We start from the raw sequence: 19,724 nt of genomic DNA, 5'->3' as shown, positions 1-19,724 counted from the left end.
TTCTGAAAGCCTTTGAGTAGCGAGGACGGGAGTTGAACCCGTGACCTCAGGGTTATGAATCCTGCGCTCTAACCAACTGAGCTACCTCGCCAAATATTTTTAAGTTTTATTGTTAGAATAATACTGTTTTCAAACCTCTCAAATGGTTTTGTAATGAACTGACTGCTCAGGTATTAAAAGCAATATTCTCTAATACTATTTAGTTTTTTTAAATACTAGAAACGTTTTTCAAGTATTGATATTTGAAATTAATGGCTATATTAAACCGCCGACGAAATCCAAAATATCAAAGGCTTAAATAAAAAGTATTTAAACCCGAAAACCTCCCTTTCGAATGGGAATGCAAATATGAGGTCTTGTCCTGTGAAATGCAAGTTTGAGTTCTTTAAAAAAATGAATTTTTCGCAAAGAAAAAGTAGATGTCATGGTCAAAAATAAATTTGTTGCTGATTATCAAATCAATGCCTCTAAAAAAATTGTTTTTCAATATTTAAGTACAGCCAGCGGTTTGGAAGAATGGTTTGCTGATGAAGTCAGAATAAATGAGGATAAAAATTATATTTTCAATTTCGATAATGAAGATCATTATGCTAAGCTTGCTTCGATTCGAACGAATTCCCATGTAAAATTTGAGTTTTATGATCCTGACGACCCTGACAATACAGATCATTCATATATAGAATTTAAATTAGAAGAGAATGAATTGACACAATCTTTGTTTCTGAAGGTGATTGATTACTCTGATAGCTACAGCAATGAAGAACTCACCGCAATATGGGAGGGATTAATTGGGAGCCTCAAAGAAATAATTGGTGGGTAATGTGAATTCTAATCACCATTTTTGAACTTCATTTCTAAAAGGACGTAAATCCGCTTGGAAGTAAGTTGCGCATGAAAAAACTTGATAAGCTTATTCTTGGGTCTTTTATAGGCCCATTTTTATTAACATTTTTAGTCGTTGATTTCATCCTGTTGACTGTCAACATGTTGAAGTATTTTGATGAAATCTTCGGGAAAGGTCTTGGGTTTTGGATTTACATGGAGCTGATTTCTTATTTTGTAATCAGTATTTCTCCTATGGCTTTGCCTCTCGCAGTATTGTTATCCAGCTTAATGACCTTCGGCAATCTTGGAGAGCATTTCGAACTCACTGCAATAAAAAGTAGCGGCATATCTCTCATAAGAGCTTTACGGCCTATTGGTGTATTTGTAATTATCCTTGCATTCGCAGCTTACCTATCTAATAATCATCTTGTTCCAAAAGTAAACCTAAAGACCTTTAGTCTTTTATATGACATACGGATGAAATCACCTGCACTCGATATCAAAGAGGGGGTATTTTATGATGGTATACCAGGTTACAGTATAAAAGTAAATCGGAAGTTGGATGACGTAAGACTAAGAGATATTATCATATATAATCATAATGAGGGACAAGGTAATTTGAATGTTACTTTGGCTGATTCTGGTCGTATGGAGCCATTTTTTAATGATAACTATATGAGGTTGACTTTATATAAAGGAACCAATTATAAAGAATCTAGGGCGACAAGAGGTATTTCTGAAAAACCAGTAGAATTCAGTAGGGCGACTTTTGATGAAAATGTAATCATTTTTAATCTTGATGCTTTTCAACTGAGCAGAACTCCGGAAGACCTCTGGTCTACCAATCGGGCTATTAAAGATATTTCGGGAATAAAGAAGGGTTTAGACTCGATAAATACACTTGTCAATGATAAGGTTTATCAGAATTATCAAGCTGCAGAATCTGTCTATCCATTTTTCACGAGAGAGCGAAAATTAGAGCCCTTGCCTCATATTAAAGAAAGAAGGGCTTTTGATGATTCTATTCGTCAGGTTAAAATGGAGAGGGAGAGGGCTATTACTGATTCACTAGGTAGAATTAAAGAAAAGCAGGATAGTGCTAAAAGAGCGGAGGTGATTTTAAATAGGCCTACAGATTCTATTAGTGATGGTAAAAACCTAAAAGGGAATGTTGTTAATAGTACAAAGGCACTTGCAAATGACTCTTTGTTCCAACAGAAAAGATTAATTAATAGAGGAAATACGATAAATAAAGAAAAGGAGTCTGAAAATGATTCTTCAAAAGTTCCGGTTTTAAATAAAACGGTTCAGGTTAAAAAGAAAAGAACAACACCTTTAACAAGTGAAGAGAAAGCGAGGATAGATTCTATTGTCTATCAGCAAGGATATATTACAAATGCCTTGACAATGGCAATGAATAATTCACGGAATTTAAAAAATTCATTTGACATCAAAAAAGCTCAGATTGATACAGATCAAAGAGAATATAGGAGGTATCAGATTTCCTGGTACCAAAAATATACACAGGCTTTTGCTTGCTTCGTTATGTTTTTGATCGGAGCTCCTTTAGGTGCCATTATAAAGAAAGGAGGATTAGGAATGCCTGTATTGATTTCGATTATATTTTTCATCATTTATTATATGTTGACTATTTCAGGAGAAAAGTGGGCTAAGGAAGGAATAGTAGATCCACTTTTTGGAACATGGTTTTCTAATTTATGTTTATTGCCTTTTGGTTTGTTCTTTTTGAAACAGGCTAGAAATGATACAAGATTGTTTGAGCCTGATTTTTATCTAGGGATTTGGAAAAGTCTTCAAAAACACCTGAAAGTTCTTGGACCAAATAGGATCTGAACTTTTATTATATAAATAATAGCCTTACCTTTGTGGTTGTTTTAAAAAAATTTAGCTAAACATGTATTTAAATTCAGAGAAGAAACAAGAGTTGTTTAAGAATCATGGACGGTTAAAATCTGAAACTGACACAGGATCGCCTGAGTCTCAGATTGCCCTCTTTACGCACAGAATTAAACATTTGACTGAGCATTTGAAGTCAAATAAGAAAGATCACTCTTCCAGACTTGGTCTTTTGAAACTAGTAGGTAAGAGAAGATCTCTTCTAGATTATCTTTATAAGAAAGAAATTGAGAGATACAGATCTATCATTGCCGACTTAGGAATTAGAAAATAACCCTTTAGTAAGGTTCTCTAAATAGGGGACCTTACTTTTTCTTTTTTATGGGTATCACTCACTTTTATATATTGACGCTTTCATACTAATACGTATTTATGTTACCAAACTTGATCACCAAGACCATCACCCTAGAAGATGGCAGAGAAATTATTATTGAAACAGGAGCATTAGCAAAGCAAGCTGATGGGTCTGTTGTAGTGAAGATGGGAAAAGCCATGCTTTTAGCTACAGTTGTATCTAAAAAAGAAGCTGGTGAAGGGGTGGATTTTTTACCTATGTCTGTTGACTACCAAGAAAAATTTGCTTCCTCTGGAAAAATTCCTGGAGGATTTTTGAAAAGGGAGGGAAGACTTTCTGATTACGAGATTTTAATAAGTAGAATTGTAGATAGAGCGATACGTCCTATCTTCCCAGATGACTATCACGCAGATACGCAAATTGCTATTACTCTTGTAAGTGGAGACGAAGACGTTCTTCCAGACGCATTAGCAGGTCTAGCGGCTTCAGCTGCTTTAGCTGTTTCTGACATTCCTTTCAACGGACCAATCTCTGAAGTTCGCGTAGCGAAAATTGAGGGAAAACTAAAAATCAACCCAACTCCCACCGAGTTGGAAAAAGCTTCATTGGAATTTATTGTAGCTGGTTCTCTTGACTTTATCTTGATGGTTGAAGGAGAAGCAAATGAAATTCAGGAGGAAGAAATGCTTGAAGCAATGCAATTTGCTCATGAGGAAATCAAGAGACATTGCCAAGCTCAGATAGAATTAACAAAACTTGTAGGGAAAGAGGTAAAAAGAGAATATACTCATGAGAAATCTGATCCTGCACTTTTCGATAAAATGAAAGCTGAAGTTTATGATAAACTTTATGCTTCAGTTAGTAAGCAAATTGCAAATAAATCCGAACGTTCCGCTTTGATCAAAGAAATCAAAGAAGAATTTGCAGCAAACCTTGGAGAGGAACACGGATTTGAAGAAAGTCTAATAGGTCCTTATTTCAGCAAAATTCATAAAGAAGCTGCCAGAAATTTGACTTTAAATGAAAAGAAAAGATTAGATGGAAGAAAACTCAATGAGGTAAGACCTATCTGGTCTGTAGTTGACTATCTCCCTTCTGCCCATGGATCTGCTGTTTTTACCAGAGGTGAAACTCAATCTCTTACTACTTGTACCCTTGGTACAAAGATGGATGAGATGATGGTAGATGGAGCAACTATTTCAGGGTATAATAAATTTTATCTTCATTATAACTTCCCTGGATTCTCTACTGGTGAAGTAAAACCAAACAGAGGACCAGGAAGAAGAGAAGTAGGTCATGGTAACCTTGCCATGCGAGCTTTGAAAAAAGTACTTCCTCCCGCAGAGGAAAATCCTTACACAATTCGTATTGTTTCTGATATTTTGGAATCAAACGGTTCGTCCTCAATGGCAACTGTTTGTGCAGGTTCCTTGGCATTAATGGATGCTGGAATCCCGATTAGATCTGCAGTGACAGGTATCGCAATGGGCATGATCTCAGATTCTAAAACCGGAAATTATTCAATTCTTTCTGATATTTTGGGAGATGAGGATCATTTAGGTGATATGGACTTCAAAGTGACAGGAACTGCTAAAGGAATCACTGCATGCCAAATGGATTTGAAAGTAGAAGGGCTTGATTATTCAGTTTTGAAAGAAGCGCTGCTACAGGCAAAAGAAGGTCGTCTTCATATATTGGATGAAATCACCAAAACACTTGCTGCACCGAAGCCTGACTTAAAACCTCATACACCAAGATCATTCTTGATGATGATTCCTAAGGAGCTAATTGGTGCCGTAATTGGGCCGGGTGGAAAAGTAATTCAAGAAATCCAAAAAGATACTTCTACTACAATTGTTATTGAAGAGGTTGATAATCAAGGTAAAATTAGTGTTTTTTCTGCTAATCAGACAAACATGGATGCAGCCATCAGTAGAATAAAAGCTATCGTAGCTCAACCTGAAATTGGAGAGACCTATACCGGCAAAGTGAAAAATATTCAACCTTTTGGTGCATTTGTGGAATTTATGCCGGGAAAAGATGGTTTACTACATATCTCCGAAATAAAATGGGAACGAGTAGAGTCTATGGACGGTGTGCTTGAACCAGGGGAAGAAATTATGGTTAAATTAATCGATATCGATAAAAAGACAGGTAAATTCAAGCTTTCTCGTAAAGCTTTATTGCCAAAACCAGAAAAACCTTCTTCAAAAGAACAAGGTTAATCAGGTAAATGATTATTTTGACAATAACTTATTAAATTAAATTTCACAAATCATAATTCTGAATGAGGCAGCTAAAAATTAGCAAACAGATTACCAACAGAGAAAGCCAGTCACTGGATAAATATCTTCAGGAGATCGGTAAGGTAGACCTGTTAACAGCAGACGAAGAGGTAGTTCTGGCCAAGAGAATCAGAGAAGGCGACCAATTAGCGTTGGAAAAGCTTACAAAAGCTAACCTCCGTTTTGTTGTTTCTGTAGCAAAGCAGTATCAGAATCAGGGACTTTCTTTAGGTGACTTGATTAATGAAGGTAATCTTGGCTTGATCAAGGCTGCTCAAAGATTCGATGAAACTCGTGGTTTTAAGTTTATTTCCTATGCAGTTTGGTGGATTAGACAATCTATTCTTCAGGCTTTAGCAGAACAATCAAGAATTGTTCGTTTGCCTTTGAACAGAGTAGGTTCTTTGAATAAGATCAGTAAAACGTTCAGCGAGCTTGAACAAAAATTCGAAAGAGAGCCATCTCCGGAAGAATTAGCCGAAGTTCTTGAAGTAACTGCAAGCGAAGTAGTAGATACCATGAAAATATCTGGTCGTCATGTTTCTATGGATGCTCCATTCGTACAGGGGGAAGAAAATAGCCTTCTCGACGTTTTGGAAAATGACGGTGACGAGAAGCCAGATGATGGATTGATGAATGATTCTCTTCGTAAGGAAGTTCAAAGAGCATTATCAACTTTGACGCAAAGGGAAGCAGACGTAATTACACTTTATTTTGGCCTGAACGGTGAACATGCCATGACTTTGGAAGAAATTGGAGAAAAATTCAATTTGACCAGAGAGCGAGTTAGGCAGATTAAAGAAAAAGCAATAAGAAGACTTAGACACACTTCAAGAAGTAAGACCTTGAAGCCCTATTTGGGATAAAAGTCAAAAAAATAGAAAGGGGCTTTTAGCCCCTTTTTTTAATATATAATCAGCTCGGTCATCTATTTTTGCCACTGCAAAATTGACTAATGATTGATTTGGAAAGTCTTTGGAAACTTTAACAGAGACTATTATTGTTTACCCATCATTATTGACAAAATTTAACCGATTTAATACAAGCTATTAATGAATCCAGAAATTGAAAAGGTTCGAGTACTGATCATAGGTTCAGGTCCAGCAGGATATACAGCAGCAATTTACGCCTCTAGAGCAGGTTTATCTCCAATTTTATATACAGGAGGGCAACCTGGTGGTCAGTTGACTATTACGAATGATGTTGAAAACTACCCTGGCTACCCTGATGGTGTAATGGGACCTCAGATGATGGAAGATTTTCGGAAGCAAGCGGAGAGATTTGGGACGCAGGTAAGATATGGACTTGTAACAAAAGTTGATTTTAATGCCAGCCCTAAAGTAGTTATTGTAGATGAACAGGTAACTATTCATGCAGAAACTGTAATTATCTCTACTGGAGCTTCTGCAAAATGGCTTGGACTTGATAGTGAAGAGAGATTAAATGGAAAGGGAGTTTCTGCCTGTGCTGTTTGTGATGGCTTTTTCTTTAGAAATCAAGAAGTCGCAATTGTTGGTGCTGGGGATACCGCTTGTGAGGAAGCTTCCTATTTAGCTAATATTTGTTCGAAAGTGTACATGTTAGTAAGAAGGGATGAAATGAGAGCCTCTCAAATCATGCAGAAGCGTGTTATAAATAATCCTAAGATTGAAATTCTCTGGAATACCGAAACAGATGAAATTCTAGGGGATGAAGAGGTAAATGGGGTAAGAATTCTTAACAATAAAACTGGAGAAAAATCAGATTTGGCAATTTCTGGCTTCTTTGTTGCTATTGGTCACGAACCAAATACCGAGATTTTCAAGGAATTTATCCATATGGATAATTCCGGCTATATAAAAACCATTCCAGGCACGTCTAAAACTAATATCGAAGGTGTTTTCGCTTGTGGAGATGCGCAAGATAATGTTTATAGACAGGCGGTTACCGCTGCAGGAACTGGATGTATGGCAGCTTTGGATGCAGAACGGTATTTGGCCGAAATTGAGAATCCATAAACCCAATTCATGAGGTCTTCCATTCTAAAAATAATTTTAGGACTAATTTTGAGCATTGGTTTCTTTGAAGTCAATGCTCAAGTTTTTCCAAAGATTATCAAGAAAAATAATACTAATACTTCTGGTTCTGGAACCCAGGAGCGCAGAAATATAGAATTTAGAAGTTTTGACCAGGAGTCATATTTAAGAACACTTTCCTCTGTCACAGACTCAATCATCTTTGAAAATAATGTCAACCTAGGCAAAGTTAGATCAATTGTAAGTGAGGATCCTTATGTGATGATATGGGCCCCTACAAATAAATTAGTCAAAGTTTCAGAGCAAATTCAAATTGATAGTATTTGGATAACTGCCTACGAATATTATTCGAGTTGGGATAGTAAGAAGATTGATATTTATAATTTTGACCCTAAGACTTTCCAGGACTCTGTAAATATCCGGTTATACGACCCTTTTTTTGGGTATGATTGGAAAATGCCACTTGCAAAAACTCCAGTGACATCAACTTTTGGGTCTAGATGGGGTAGATGGCATTATGGAACTGACTTGGATCTTATTACGGGAGACCCTGTTTATAGTGGCTTTGATGGCATTGTTAGAGTCCGTTCCTATGATCGATATGGCTATGGCTATTATTTGGTTATAAGACATAAAAATGGACTTGAAACGCTTTATGGTCACTTATCGAAATTTCTTGTTGATGTTGGGCAGGAAGTAAAAGCCGGAGATTTAATAGCAAAAGGTGGAAGTACAGGTAGAAGTACCGGTTCACATTTACATTATGAATTAAGATATAGGGGCTTACCTTTTGATCCACAAAATGTGTATGAATTTGATGAAGAAAAAATAATAGGTCCAAATTTCTTAATAACTCCCAATACATTTTCACATGTAGTAAAGGCTAGAACTGCTGCTTATCACAGAGTTAAAAAAGGAGAAACTTTAGGTTCCATAGCAAGGAGATATAGAGTCTCAGTTAACACAATTACACGATTGAATGGAATTTCTTCCAGAAGTATTTTAAGAATAGGACAAAACCTGCGGGTTAGGTAAGTTTAAACAATAGTCAAAATGACAAAACTAGATATTTTGGTGATTGCAGCACATCCAGATGATGCAGAATTAGGCTGTTCAGGTACAATTTTATCTCAAGTAGAAAAAGGCAATAAAGTAGGGATTGTTGATCTGACTCAAGGAGAAATGGGTACTCGGGGAACTCCTGAACTTCGTCTTCAGGAGGCAGATGAGGCAGCAAAAATATTAAAACTGTCCATTCGAGAAAATTTGAAATTCAAGGATATTTATTTTTCAAATGATGAGGAGCACCAACTCAGACTCATTGAAGTAATAAGAAAATATAGACCAGAAATTGTTTTGGCAAATGCTGTATCTGATAGGCACCCTGATCATGGAAAAGGGTCAGATTTAGCTAGCATAGCTTGTTTCATGAGTGGATTACGAAAGATTGAGACAACTGTAGATGGCAAAAACCAAGAAGCTTGGAGACCCAAACACGTTTATCATTACATTCAAAATAATCATATTAATCCCGATTTTATCGTAGATATTACCCCTTATTGGGAGGATAAAGTCAAAAGTATCAAAGCTTTCAAATCTCAATTTTTTGATCCTACTAATCAGGAACCGGCAAGTTTTATATCAGATCCAGAATTCTTGCCTTTTATAGAGTCAAGAGCCAGAGAGTTTGGTCATAGAATCATGACAACATATGGAGAAGGTTTTACTATAGAGCGTCACATCGGGGTTAAAGACTTATTTGATCTTAAATAATCAGGGAGCTAGTATTGCTAGGTCCCAATGATCCTTTTCATTTTTTTCATAGGCTACTCTATCATGTAAGCGACTTGGCCTTCCTTGCCAGAACTCTACATAATTGGGATTTAATCTATATCCGCCCCAGTGGGGAGGTCTGGTCATGGTTGTGTCTTTAAATTTATTTTCAGCAGCTTTCAATCTTTCCTCAAGTTCCTCTCGAGAACCAATTTTTTGACTTTGGGGTGAGGTCCATGCACCTAGTTGTGATCCTATCGGTCTGGAAAAGAAGTATTCATCTGATAATTTTGGCGATACCTTCTCTATTTTTCCTTTGACCCTTACCTGCCGTTCGAGTTCTGGCCAAAAAAAAGTTAGAGAAGCGAAAGGTGTTTTAGCAAGCTCTTTTCCTTTTTGACTTTCATAATTGGTAAAAAAAACGAATCCGGTGTCAACTTCTTTTAAAAGTACGATTCTGGCATTAGGAACGCCGTCTAATCCGATTGTAGATAGGGTCATTGCATTTATTTCAATAACTTTTGCAGCTAATGCTTCCTGAAACCAGACATTAAATTGATCTATAGGATTATTGGATAAATCACTGATATCCAATGTTTTTAGACTATACTCTTTACGGATTGCTGAAATATTCATCAATAATTTATTTTCAATAAAAATTATTAGATAAATGTACTATCGCTATTGATTTTAAAAAATTATGATCTATATTTTTATTTGAATTATACCAACTAGTGAATGAATCAAAATGAAAAAATAGCACCAAAGGCAGGAGACTTGTTGCTTTCCGAGCCATTTCTGCAGGATGAAAATTTTGTTAGATCAGTAGTCTTACTTTGTGAACATAATGAAGAAGGAAGCTTTGGATTGGTAATTAACAAGGTTTCAATTCTTAAATTAGGAGAGCTCGTTCAAGATCTGGAGTTCCTGGAAAATGAAGTCTTTGTTGGAGGCCCCGTAGAACAAAACACCCTGCATTATATTTATTCAGGTGAGAAGGAACTTGATAGAAGCATTCAAATTGGAAAAGATTTATGGTGGGGAGGTGATTATGAACAGCTTGTAGAAAAGCTGAAAACAGGATTAATAGATCCTGAAAATGTAAGGTTTTTTATAGGATACAGTGGTTGGGGGCTTGATCAATTGGAAGAAGAATTGAATGAAAAAACTTGGATTGTTTGCAAGGACGAAGTAGATTCCCAAATTTTTGAATATACTCCGGATGAGCTTTGGAGAAAGCTTTTAAAAAATATGGGAGGTGAGTTTAAAGTAATCGCAAATTATCCCTTAGACCCAAGATTAAATTAGGCAAAATCCTTACTTTTGCCCATATTGCCGTGAAATAGTAGCGTTTTTATGACTGAGAAAAGTAATGATTTGTCCGATAAGGACAAGGTGACTCAAACCTCTCAAAACAAAGAGGGAAAGAGTATCGAGAAAGAAACTAAAGTTGAATCTACAAAGGAAATACCTGAGGTACCAGAAATTAAAAAAACTGAGCCTGAGGAGGATAAATCTGTAGAAAATACTTTAAACGAAGAGTCTCCTAAAGAAGAAGCAAAAGAAATTGTTGAAAATCAGGATAAAACTGAATCTACCTCTGAAGTAGTAGAATCCAAAGAAGAAGATTCAAAGGATTCTATATCCACTGAAGAGGATACGACTGTAGAATTATCTACTGAATCTGAAGAAGCTTCAAGTGAAAAAGTAGTAGAAACTAGTGAAAAGAAGGAAACTACTGAATCTAAAACCGAAGAGGATTCTTCAGAGGAAGAAAGTTCAGATGATGATTCAGAGGATGAGGATGAGGATGATAACCAGGATGAAATAGACCTTTCATCTCTATCAAAAACTCAGCTGGTTAAACTTTTAAAAGATAAAGTTCAACAGGGAAATGTGCTGAAGATGGACAAGATAGTCCATGAAATAAAATCAGCTTTTGATGAATTCATTCACAAGGAAAGAGATGAAGCCTTAGCGAAATTTAAAGAGGAGGGTGGAGTTGAGGATGATTTTGACTTTAAGCCAAGCGAGGAAGAAAAAGAATTTAATAAATATTACTACGAGTTTAAAAAGCAGGTTAATACGATTCGTAAGGATGCTGAAAAGCAAAAAGAAGCCAATTTAGCTGCAAAAACCGAGTTATTGAATAAGCTGAGAGAGAATGTTGATGGTGAGGAAACTACGCTTAGCATGGCTTCCATCAAGGCTATTCAAGAAGAATGGAAATCAATAGGTCCCGTTCCTTCTGCACAAAACCGAAGCCTTTGGGCAAGCTACAATGCTTTAATGGATAGGTTTTATGATAATAGGAGCATATATTTTGAATTAAAGGAACTTGACCGAAAAAAGAATCTAGAAAGTAAAACAGAGCTTTGTGAAAAAGCTGAGGCATTGAAGGATGTAAAAGATCTTAAAGATGCTATCAAAGCTTTAAATGAACTTCACGAGGAGTTTAAACATATTGGCCCAGTTCCAAGAGACGAGCAGGAAAGTCTCTGGCAAAGATTCAAAGCTGCTTCAGATGCAGTATATGACAGGAGAAAGGAATATTACGAAAGTCAGAAGGAAGTTTTTCAAAAAAATCAAGTTGAAAAAGAAGCACTGATTAAGAAATTGGAAGCCTTTTCTGATTTTAAAGCTGAAAGGATTAAGGACTGGAATACCAAAACAAAGGAAATTTTAGAGATTCAAAAGGCATGGGAGAAAATTGGACCTGTTCCTAAAGAGTCTGGAAAAGAAATTAATAAGTCATTCTGGACTGCCTTTAAGCACTTTTTCCATAATAAGAATTTGTTCTTTAAAGAGCTTGATGAAATCAGGGCTACAAATCAGTCTAAAGCTGAAGAATTAATTTCCAAAGCTGAAGAATTGATGAATAGCACTGATTGGCAGAATACTGCAAATCAACTGGTTAAATTACAACAAGATTGGAAGAGACTTGGACCAACCCCGGAGAAAAGTAGAGATACCCTTTATAAAAAGTTTAAAACAGCATGTGATACTTTCTTCGATAATAGGAGAAATGCGAATAAGCAAAACAATGCTGAGTTTGAAGCCAATCTTGTTAAAAAACAAGAGGTAATTAAGGAGATTGAGGCGGCAAAAAATGCAAGTGAAGAAAATCTTACTGAATTAGTTGGGAAATACAATGAACTAGGTTTTGTACCAAGGAAAAATATGAAAGAAGTTCAGGCTCAGTTTAAAGCTGCAGTTGATCTTTACCTTGAAAAACTTGACCCTGAATTTGATCGGGAAGACTTCCTGTTCAGATTAAACTTAAACAAGATTCAATCTGATCCGAATGCTTCAAAAACGTTGAATAAGAAAGAACATGGAATCCGCAAGCAGATCTCTGATTTAGAAAATAACATTACACTTTGGAAGAATAATCTTGAATTCTTTGCGGCTTCTAAAACTGCTGATAAATTGAAAGATCAGTTCGATATCAAAATTCAAAAAGCGGAGGAGGAGATAGATAAATTGAAGAAAAAGTTATCGATTCTAAGAGAGTTTTAAATTTTTCTCTCTCAGAATTAGGGAGATAGAAAAAATACTTTCAAAGGGCTTGGAGTGAATAATAGCGAAGACTATATTTGCACCACGTTAAAGGAAAAAGCCTCCTTAGCTCAGCTGGTAGAGCAACTGACTTGTAATCAGTAGGTCATTGGTTCGATCCCGATAGGAGGCTCTTTAAAGTTCAAAACCACTCGAAAATCTCGAGTGGTTTTTTTTGTGTTTAGCTTAAATTTCATTAAAACTACTCACAACGCCCGAAAAAGAAATCTCCATCCGAAGTATTTCGCGGCATTAGCTGTATATCATTTAGCATCTGTATAGGGATTTCGATCTTTGTATTTCTAGATCAATATTATTTTTTCGGTAATGGCTTTCAGTCAATATTCCTATAATTTGTATTCCCTTAAAAAGTACATTAATTTACTTTTCGATTTAGATTTAAAATTCTTCTTTATTGATGCGTTTCTTAAATAAAACAATCCTATTCGCAATTCCTTTTGCTATAGCATTTGCTTCCTGTGAACCTGAAAGATCACCTTTTGATGTTTCACCCACTGAATCTATGGACCCAAAGCGCCTAGAACCTCCTTTTCCGGTTGTTGAATTACCAGAAGGTATTGATATGGAATCTCCGGTGTGGAAAGGGATCGACCTGAGCCCAACTGCTCCAGTAATCCCTGTTTCTGCAAACGAGGAAAAAAAATCATTTGTTCTTAAACCTGGGTATAGCATGGAACCTGTTCTTTCTGAACCTCAAATCCGGGAGCCAGCAGCAATTCAATTTGATGGAAATGGTAGAATGTATGTGTTGGAACTCAGAACTTACATGCAGGATATTGATGCAAATGGTGAATTGATGCCGACTTCAAGAATATCTAGATGGGAAGACAAGGACAATGATGGTGTTTATGAAACGGGAGTCGTCTTCTTAGATAGCTTAGTATTCCCAAGGTATGTTGTGCCCTTTGGAAAAAATTCGATTCTTTCTATGGAGTCAAACCAAGATCATGTCTATAAATACACAGATATAGATGGTGATGGTCATGCCGATAAAAAAGAGCTATTTGCATCAGGTTTGGGTAGATCAGGGAATGTAGAGCATCAAACTACTTTCTTGACTTGGGCTTTGGATAATTGGATGTATAGTACCTACAATTCTAAACGGATTAGATGGACTCCGGATGGGGTTATTCAGGAACCAAGTGGTAATCCCTGGGGTCAATGGGGCGTTACTCAGGATAACTATGGAAAACTATGGTTCCAAGATGGGGCTGGTGGTGTACCACAAGGATTCCAATTCCCGATAGTATATGGAAATTATAGTGTAAAAGGGCAATGGAAAGATGGTTTTCGTGTTCCTTATAGCTTAGTAAAATTAGCAGATTTTCAACCTGGTATGAGGGAGGCTAATCCTGATGGATCTTTAAATAACGTGACAGGTGCTGCTGGCAATGATGTTTTCAGAGGAGATCGACTTCCAAAGGAACTTGTTGGACAATATTTCTATGGAGAGCCTGTTGGTAGAATTGTTCGGCAGGTAAATTCCGAAAATGTAGAAGGGTTGACATATATACAAAATAAATACATTGATTCTAAAAGTGAATTCATTCAATCAACAGACCCATTATTCAGACCCGTTGACATGGCAACCGCCCCGGACGGAACAATGTACATTGTTGATATGTATCGAGGCATTATTCAGGAAGGAAACTGGACCCAGGAGGGTAGTTATCTAAGAACTAAAATCCAGCAATATCAAATGGATGATGTGATTGGAAATGGCAGAATTTGGAGATTAACTTATGAAGGGATGCCTAGAAACACTGAAAAGCCAAGAATGTATGAGGAAACTTCTGCAGAGTTAGTTAGACACCTGGAAAACCCAAATGGCTGGTGGAGAGATCAGGCGCAACAACTTATGATTTTGAATCAAGATAAATCTATCGTAGGTGATTTGGAGAAAATGGTCACAAATTCGGATAATGAACTTGCCAGAATCCATGCTCTATGGACTTTGGAAGGATTAAGCTCATTAAAGGTTAGCTTGGTTAGATCGCTTTTACAAGACTCTAATCCAAATATTAGGATTCAGGCATTAAAAGCCAGTGAAACGCTATATAAGTATGGAGAAAAGAGCCTTGCTTCTGATTATCGCAAAATGGCAAATGACCAAGACCCTAATGTGGTCATTCAAGCCCTTTTTAGTGCTTATATTTTGAATATAGATAAAGTAGAAGATTTGATGAAATCCAGTTTGGCTTCAAATTCGGATAAAGGTCCTCAATTGGTTGCAACTCAAATATTGGAAAAGATGGATGAAGCCAAAAAGGCTGCTTCAATCAAATATGCTCCAGCTGAGTTGGCTTTGTTTACAAAGGGGAAATCCATTTTTGACAGCTATTGTTCAACATGCCATGGACCAAAAGGGTTGGGTTCTCCAACTGGGGATGGATTGATCGCACCGGCATTCTCCGGATCTCAAAGATTAATGGGACATCCAGAATATGCGGTGAAGACAATGCTCCATGGCTTAACTGGCAACCTTGAAGACAAAGAGTATGAAGGCGTCATGATAGCGATGAATATGAATGATGATGAATATATCGCTTCGGTGATTTCTTATATCCGTAATGATTTTGGAAATGAAGGTAGTTTTGTAACACCTGAGTATGTAGCTCAAATCAGAGAGGAAACTAAAGACAGAGATTCGAATTATAGTTTTGATGAATTGATGGAGGAAGTACCAAAAGCATTGCCACCTCAGGATAATTGGATAGCGACAGCAAGCAGTACGGCATTACAGGGAGTAGGTTCTACCAAAGATCCATCTTATGTATTTGGATATAAAGGATGGAAAACGGAAGAAGCCCAAAAACCTGGAATGTGGTTTCATGTTGAGCTTCCAGATGCCCATAATCTAGCTGAGATTCAATTTGATTCCGGGAAAGATCAATTCCCTAATAAATATTCAATCTCTACATCACCTGATGGCAGTAACTGGACTGAAGTTGCAAAAGGAGAAGGGCATATGGGGGTAAATAATATCCGTTGGAAATCAGATCAAAATGTTAGATTTATCCGCATTGAATCCAATGATAATGGAGAAAGTTCTTGGGGGATGAAGAACTTAATTCTTTATGCGAGATAATCGAATGATGAAAACTAAAATAAAGGCTAATGTTGATTCATTAGCCTTTTTATTGTGGAAAAGCCAAAAAGGAAACTTGCAGAGCTCCTAGTTTTTTGTAACCTGCATCATTCATATGTATTGGATCTCGGTAATATAGTTCTTGGTTGTAAACATTGTATCCACCAAGGCCAAATTGGTCTAAATATGGGATTCCATGAAGTTCACAAATTTGCTTCTGAAGTTCTACATACTTCACCATTCCTTCTTGATCAAAGGGATCATAGCCTCCTCGATTGTTAAATGCCTTGCTTGAGGTGAAAAAGTAAATTGTGGCATTTGGATTCAACTCATAGATTTTTTTGATGCAATAATTAATCCCACCGGCCTGGGTAACGAGCTTTCCCTCATCAAAACCATCAAACTCCGTGTAATCTACATAATTCCCAATTTCTCGATTATTTGTATAATCGTTAGTTGACGCCCAAAGGATATAGATATCGAAGACACCAGCTTCATCAACCTGTTGTTGTAAGGATTTTCCCTGTAAAGATGAGAAGCCTGCTCCACCTACTCCAAAATTTGTGATTTCCATTCCTAGACTTTCTTTCCACATGTTTTTGGCAGTTTCACTAGCCGGAATTACCGATACAGATCCTCCAAAAACAGCAACAGTTTTACCATAATTTGGAGAATTTTTAATTTCTATTTCCTGAGCAAAACAATGAAAGGAGACAAAAAAAAGCAAATAGATGTAAAGTGGCTTCATGATATAAGAATGTTCTTAAATGAATAATTATGAAATTAAATTTTATAGCTAGGTCAAGGAGTATATTTTGAAATTTGTAAAGTATAAGATTAAAAAATATCCGTTTATCTATTTGAAAATTTAATAGATTATTTCTTATTGTAGCAATTTAAAACATTAACATAAACCATGATAACTAAAAAATCAACAGTTCTTGCTTTTTCTATGGTATTGCTCCTAAGTGTAGCATTTGCAATGCCTTCTTTAAATCCGGAATATTTTGAAGGAAAGTGGGAGGTATTAATTAAAGGAACTCCACAAGGAGATGCAACATTGCCATTACGTTTTGAAACCGTTGACGATATTACCACGGGTTATTTCTTTGAGGAAGGGGCCACGACTGAATCAAAAATGCAATCTGTAAAAATCTCTGAGGATGCGCTTTCAGCGGCTTTCAATATCAGTGGATATGATGTGACTCTTTATCTTAAAAAAGTAGATGATGAGACAGCAAAAGGTGATTTGATGGGAATGTTCGATGCCATTGGTACCAAATTAAAATAAAAAAAGAGGCAATTAAAATTGCCTCTTTTTCTTTAATCATCAATTTTTTAGCTTAAACCTAAAATATATCTAACCATATCTTTTGCATCTTCTTCACTCAAAGATGGATGCGGAGGCATTGCAGCTTCACCCCATACTCCAGCTCCTCCTTGTATCACTTTATTTGCAAGCATGGATACATTTTCATCATTATTTTCATATTCTGCTGCAATATCAAGAAAAGCGGGCCCTACAACCTGACGTTCTTTTAAGTGACAGGAAAGACAATCTGAATTTCCGATCTTGTCTTCACCAGTTAAAATTTTGGTGGCACTACTAGCAACCACCTCTTCTTTTTCAGGCTCTTCATTCATTTCAGCTACAATAGGAGCTGGCTCAACAGGAGTTTCTTTCACTTCTGGAGTTTCTTTTTCAACAACAGCCTTCTCTTCTTTATTTTCAGCACCGCAGGCAAATAAGAGCGTAGCAACTACTACAATTGCTGTTTTAGATAAGATTGTAATTTTCATGTTGATATTGGATTAGCTTTCAATCTGCGAATTTGAATAAACTCTCCAGTAATTGATGGATTATTTATATTTAAACACAGATTTTCTGATAAATGGGAAATAGTATATTTAACCTATTTCCCATTTAAAAGTTATTTTTAGCTTAATGTAAATTCTGGAAGTTTAATGATTTTTCCGCCTTCCATTGCTGATTCATGGGCTAAAATACCTACACAAGTAATGTTTGCAGATTGCTTTGCATCCGGATAAGGAGCTCTTTCTTCGGCTAAGGCGTTAAGAAATTCATTTACCAAGTGAGGATGAGATCCTCCATGACCTGCCCCTTGAATAAAGGAAAGGTGTTGGTTATCATCACTATCGTAAACCCCAGCTGTAGTGAAAGGAGCAATTTCTTTTGGAAGCAAATGTGCATAGTCAGGAATTTTAACTCGCTCAGGTACTTCACCAGTATGAATTACGGAATCTTCATGTTCAATAAGAGTCCATTCAAATGACTTCTTGGAACCATACACATCAAAGCTTTCTCTGTATTGCCTTGCTGTATTGAAAAGTGATCTAGTCACCTCTGCAGATAAATCAGAGTCTTTTAATTTGATATGACAAGTTTCAATTGCAAATGGAGAACCGTATTTGGGAATCAAATTTTCATCAATCCTTCCAGAACCAAAACAAGAAACATATTCTGCTTGACCTTTGGGCAAAGCTAAAACCGGACCCACACAATGTGTGGCATAATGCATAGGAGGGAGACCTTCCCAATATCCCGGCCACCCAGCCATTTCCTGTTGATGAGATGCTCTTAGGAATTGGATCTTTCCTAATTCACCTTTCTCGTACATTTCCTTTACAAATAAAAATTCACGGCTGTAGATCACCGTTTCCATCATCATGTAAGTCAAACCAGTTCGTTGAACTTCCTCTACAATGGCTTTACATTCTTCCACCGTAGTAGCCATTGGAACGGTACAAGCAACATGCTTACCAGCTCTTAGTGCTTTTAGAGATTGCTCTGCATGGTTTTGAATAGGAGTATTGATATGAACTGCATCGATGTTGGGGTCCTTTAATAATTCATCGTAATCTGTATATACTTTATCTATACCAAAAGCTTTTCCGATCTCCTCAGCCTTTTCTTTATTTCTTTGACAAATGGCATACATATTTGCCAGCTTGTGCTTTTGATAAATCGGAATGAATTCGGCTCCAAAGCCAAGCCCGATAATAGCGATGTTAAATTTCTTGTCACTCATAATTTTATAGGTATGGGTATTTGGGGTATTCAGGCTTCAGAAGCCCATTTTTTCAAAAACTTTAATCCTTCACTGGCAAAACTATCTTGACTTGGAGCCAATGGCTTCCAAATGCAGACTGCCCCAGCCAGTTCTTTTACTTCCGGAGTAAAGCTTTCAATAGAAATCACTCCTTCGTAATTAACAGCTTCTAATCCTCTTTTATATGCATCCCAAGGAGTTTGTCCTGTTCCAGGTGTACCTCGATAGTTTTCAGAAACTTGAAAATGAATCAATTTATCACCTGCCAACTTGATGGCAGCTTCTGGATCTGGTTCTTCAATACTCATGTGAAAACCGTCTAAAATCACTTTTGCCTCTGGTTCATTAATATCTTTGATCAGCTGCATCAGTTCTTCACAGGTATTAATCAAGTCTGTTTCAAATCTGTTAAGTGTTTCCAGTGCTATTTCCAAACCGAATTTGCGTGCATTTTGGCATACAATTCTAAGATTGGTTACTGCTCGATCCCATTCGATTTTTTTCTGTTCAGGAGAAACAAGTCTTGCCTTTCCTACAGCCGAATACATTGGGCCTGCGACAAAATTGCAGTCTAGTCCAGCGGCAATTTCAAAGCATTTATTCAGATAATCAAAACTGGTTTTATGGAAACTGGGATCTTCATTTGTTAGATCTCTGCTGGTTCCAAATGCTCCGCAGATAACAGCCTTAAGGCCATTATCCGCTAAAGCAGTTTTCACTCCTTGAATATCGATCAGTTCAGGATCTTCAACTGGAATTTCAACAAAATCATAGCCGAATCCTTTGATCTTAGGAAATAGGTTTATTGTTTCTTTATTAAAAGGGGAAGTCCAAAGCCAGGTGCTTACCCCAAAATTTACTTTAAGAGACATCCTT

General features: G+C 36.6%; 17 protein-coding genes and 2 tRNA genes. 13 read left to right on the top strand and 6 right to left on the bottom strand.

The window, feature by feature from the left end:
- Window positions 1–17: 17 nt before the first annotated feature.
- A tRNA-Met gene (locus AAGF08_RS08630) sits at window positions 18–91 on the bottom strand.
- 333 nt (window positions 92–424) lie between these two features.
- On the opposite strand from AAGF08_RS08630, the gene AAGF08_RS08625 reads away from it, so the two are divergent.
- From AAGF08_RS08625 to bshB1, 8 genes are all read left to right on the top strand, one after another.
- Window positions 425–820: an START-like domain-containing protein gene (locus tag AAGF08_RS08625; RefSeq protein WP_343510753.1), complete on the top strand. Its 396-nt coding sequence runs from the start codon at window positions 425–427 to the stop codon at window positions 818–820.
- Between the two features lie 71 nt (window positions 821–891).
- Window positions 892–2,679: an LptF/LptG family permease gene (locus AAGF08_RS08620; RefSeq protein ID WP_343510752.1), complete on the top strand. Its 1,788-nt coding sequence runs from the start codon at window positions 892–894 to the stop codon at window positions 2,677–2,679.
- A 61-nt stretch (window positions 2,680–2,740) separates the two neighbouring features.
- Complete coding sequence (gene rpsO / locus AAGF08_RS08615; protein WP_343510751.1) at window positions 2,741–3,016, top strand: 30S ribosomal protein S15; 276 nt, start codon at window positions 2,741–2,743, stop codon at window positions 3,014–3,016.
- 98 nt (window positions 3,017–3,114) lie between these two features.
- A complete protein-coding gene (gene pnp / locus AAGF08_RS08610; protein ID WP_343510750.1) occupies window positions 3,115–5,262 on the top strand; it encodes a polyribonucleotide nucleotidyltransferase in 2,148 nt (715 codons plus the stop codon).
- Between the two features lie 62 nt (window positions 5,263–5,324).
- Window positions 5,325–6,188 (top strand): RNA polymerase sigma factor RpoD/SigA, encoded by an 864-nt coding sequence (locus AAGF08_RS08605; RefSeq protein WP_026954085.1) that lies wholly within the window; start codon window positions 5,325–5,327, stop codon window positions 6,186–6,188.
- Between the two features lie 186 nt (window positions 6,189–6,374).
- Window positions 6,375–7,319: a thioredoxin-disulfide reductase gene (gene trxB / locus AAGF08_RS08600; RefSeq protein ID WP_343510749.1), complete on the top strand. Its 945-nt coding sequence runs from the start codon at window positions 6,375–6,377 to the stop codon at window positions 7,317–7,319.
- A 9-nt stretch (window positions 7,320–7,328) separates the two neighbouring features.
- Window positions 7,329–8,372, top strand: coding sequence for a M23 family metallopeptidase (locus tag AAGF08_RS08595; protein ID WP_343510748.1), 1,044 nt, complete (start codon window positions 7,329–7,331; stop codon window positions 8,370–8,372).
- 18 nt (window positions 8,373–8,390) lie between these two features.
- Window positions 8,391–9,110 carry a bacillithiol biosynthesis deacetylase BshB1 gene (bshB1, locus tag AAGF08_RS08590; RefSeq protein WP_343510747.1) on the top strand — a complete coding sequence of 240 codons (720 nt, stop codon included), beginning with the start codon at window positions 8,391–8,393 and terminating at the stop codon, window positions 9,108–9,110.
- On the opposite strand, the gene pdxH is transcribed toward bshB1, so the two are convergent.
- Window positions 9,111–9,746 carry a pyridoxamine 5'-phosphate oxidase gene (gene pdxH / locus AAGF08_RS08585; RefSeq protein WP_343510746.1) on the bottom strand — a complete coding sequence of 212 codons (636 nt, stop codon included), beginning with the start codon at window positions 9,744–9,746 and terminating at the stop codon, window positions 9,111–9,113.
- 102 nt (window positions 9,747–9,848) lie between these two features.
- On the opposite strand from pdxH, the gene AAGF08_RS08580 reads away from it, so the two are divergent.
- The 4 genes from AAGF08_RS08580 (at window position 9,849) to AAGF08_RS08565 (ending at window position 15,777) form a co-directional block, all read left to right on the top strand.
- Window positions 9,849–10,418, top strand: a complete 570-nt coding sequence (locus tag AAGF08_RS08580; RefSeq protein ID WP_343510745.1) for a YqgE/AlgH family protein — start codon at window positions 9,849–9,851, stop codon at window positions 10,416–10,418.
- A gap of 48 nt (window positions 10,419–10,466) precedes the next feature.
- Complete coding sequence (locus AAGF08_RS08575) at window positions 10,467–12,629, top strand: DUF349 domain-containing protein (RefSeq protein WP_343510744.1); 2,163 nt, start codon at window positions 10,467–10,469, stop codon at window positions 12,627–12,629.
- 99 nt (window positions 12,630–12,728) lie between these two features.
- Window positions 12,729–12,801 (top strand) — tRNA-Thr (locus tag AAGF08_RS08570).
- A gap of 285 nt (window positions 12,802–13,086) precedes the next feature.
- Window positions 13,087–15,777, top strand: a complete 2,691-nt coding sequence (locus tag AAGF08_RS08565; RefSeq protein WP_343510743.1) for a discoidin domain-containing protein — start codon at window positions 13,087–13,089, stop codon at window positions 15,775–15,777.
- Window positions 15,778–15,826: 49 nt separating this feature from the next.
- Here AAGF08_RS08565 and AAGF08_RS08560 read toward each other — a convergent pair whose 3' ends face one another.
- A complete protein-coding gene (locus AAGF08_RS08560) occupies window positions 15,827–16,525 on the bottom strand; it encodes an SGNH/GDSL hydrolase family protein (protein WP_343510742.1) in 699 nt (232 codons plus the stop codon).
- Between the two features lie 168 nt (window positions 16,526–16,693).
- Between AAGF08_RS08560 and AAGF08_RS08555 the strand changes: the two genes are divergently transcribed.
- Window positions 16,694–17,068, top strand: a complete 375-nt coding sequence (locus tag AAGF08_RS08555; protein ID WP_343510741.1) for a hypothetical protein — start codon at window positions 16,694–16,696, stop codon at window positions 17,066–17,068.
- 47 nt (window positions 17,069–17,115) lie between these two features.
- Here AAGF08_RS08555 and AAGF08_RS08550 read toward each other — a convergent pair whose 3' ends face one another.
- The 3 genes from AAGF08_RS08550 to AAGF08_RS08540 form a co-directional block, all read right to left on the bottom strand.
- Window positions 17,116–17,577: a c-type cytochrome gene (locus tag AAGF08_RS08550; protein ID WP_343510740.1), complete on the bottom strand. Its 462-nt coding sequence runs from the start codon at window positions 17,575–17,577 to the stop codon at window positions 17,116–17,118.
- Window positions 17,578–17,714: 137 nt separating this feature from the next.
- Window positions 17,715–18,827 (bottom strand): Gfo/Idh/MocA family oxidoreductase, encoded by a 1,113-nt coding sequence (locus AAGF08_RS08545; RefSeq protein ID WP_343510739.1) that lies wholly within the window; start codon window positions 18,825–18,827, stop codon window positions 17,715–17,717.
- Window positions 18,828–18,856: 29 nt separating this feature from the next.
- Window positions 18,857–19,720, bottom strand: coding sequence for a sugar phosphate isomerase/epimerase (locus AAGF08_RS08540; protein ID WP_343510738.1), 864 nt, complete (start codon window positions 19,718–19,720; stop codon window positions 18,857–18,859).
- Window positions 19,721–19,724 lie beyond the last annotated feature (4 nt).

Source organism: Algoriphagus sp. SE2 (genome assembly GCF_039563885.1).
Taxonomy (GTDB): Bacteria; Bacteroidota; Bacteroidia; order Cytophagales; family Cyclobacteriaceae; genus Algoriphagus.
The sequence above is the reverse complement of the archived record's forward strand: the minus strand, read 5'-3'. Positions and strand labels throughout refer to the sequence as shown.

Excerpts from the sequence above, each read along its gene's own strand:
- AAGF08_RS08580 (WP_343510745.1), top strand. The coding sequence starts at position 9,849 with ATGAATCAAAATGAAAAAATAGCACCAAAGGCAGGAGACTTGTTGCTT.
- trxB (WP_343510749.1), top strand. The coding sequence starts at position 6,375 with ATGAATCCAGAAATTGAAAAGGTTCGAGTACTGATCATAGGTTCAGGT.
- AAGF08_RS08595 (WP_343510748.1), top strand. The coding sequence starts at position 7,329 with ATGAGGTCTTCCATTCTAAAAATAATTTTAGGACTAATTTTGAGCATT.
- AAGF08_RS08625 (WP_343510753.1), top strand. The coding sequence starts at position 425 with ATGGTCAAAAATAAATTTGTTGCTGATTATCAAATCAATGCCTCTAAA.
- AAGF08_RS08560 (WP_343510742.1), bottom strand. The coding sequence starts at position 16,525 with ATGAAGCCACTTTACATCTATTTGCTTTTTTTTGTCTCCTTTCATTGT.
- AAGF08_RS08545 (WP_343510739.1), bottom strand. The coding sequence starts at position 18,827 with ATGAGTGACAAGAAATTTAACATCGCTATTATCGGGCTTGGCTTTGGA.
- rpsO (WP_343510751.1), top strand. The coding sequence starts at position 2,741 with ATGTATTTAAATTCAGAGAAGAAACAAGAGTTGTTTAAGAATCATGGA.
- pnp (WP_343510750.1), top strand. The coding sequence starts at position 3,115 with ATGTTACCAAACTTGATCACCAAGACCATCACCCTAGAAGATGGCAGA.
- AAGF08_RS08620 (WP_343510752.1), top strand. The coding sequence starts at position 892 with ATGAAAAAACTTGATAAGCTTATTCTTGGGTCTTTTATAGGCCCATTT.
- AAGF08_RS08605 (WP_026954085.1), top strand. The coding sequence starts at position 5,325 with ATGAGGCAGCTAAAAATTAGCAAACAGATTACCAACAGAGAAAGCCAG.
- AAGF08_RS08575 (WP_343510744.1), top strand. The coding sequence starts at position 10,467 with ATGACTGAGAAAAGTAATGATTTGTCCGATAAGGACAAGGTGACTCAA.
- pdxH (WP_343510746.1), bottom strand. The coding sequence starts at position 9,746 with ATGAATATTTCAGCAATCCGTAAAGAGTATAGTCTAAAAACATTGGAT.
- bshB1 (WP_343510747.1), top strand. The coding sequence starts at position 8,391 with ATGACAAAACTAGATATTTTGGTGATTGCAGCACATCCAGATGATGCA.
- AAGF08_RS08540 (WP_343510738.1), bottom strand. The coding sequence starts at position 19,720 with ATGTCTCTTAAAGTAAATTTTGGGGTAAGCACCTGGCTTTGGACTTCC.
- AAGF08_RS08550 (WP_343510740.1), bottom strand. The coding sequence starts at position 17,577 with ATGAAAATTACAATCTTATCTAAAACAGCAATTGTAGTAGTTGCTACG.
- AAGF08_RS08555 (WP_343510741.1), top strand. The coding sequence starts at position 16,694 with ATGATAACTAAAAAATCAACAGTTCTTGCTTTTTCTATGGTATTGCTC.
- AAGF08_RS08565 (WP_343510743.1), top strand. The coding sequence starts at position 13,087 with ATGCGTTTCTTAAATAAAACAATCCTATTCGCAATTCCTTTTGCTATA.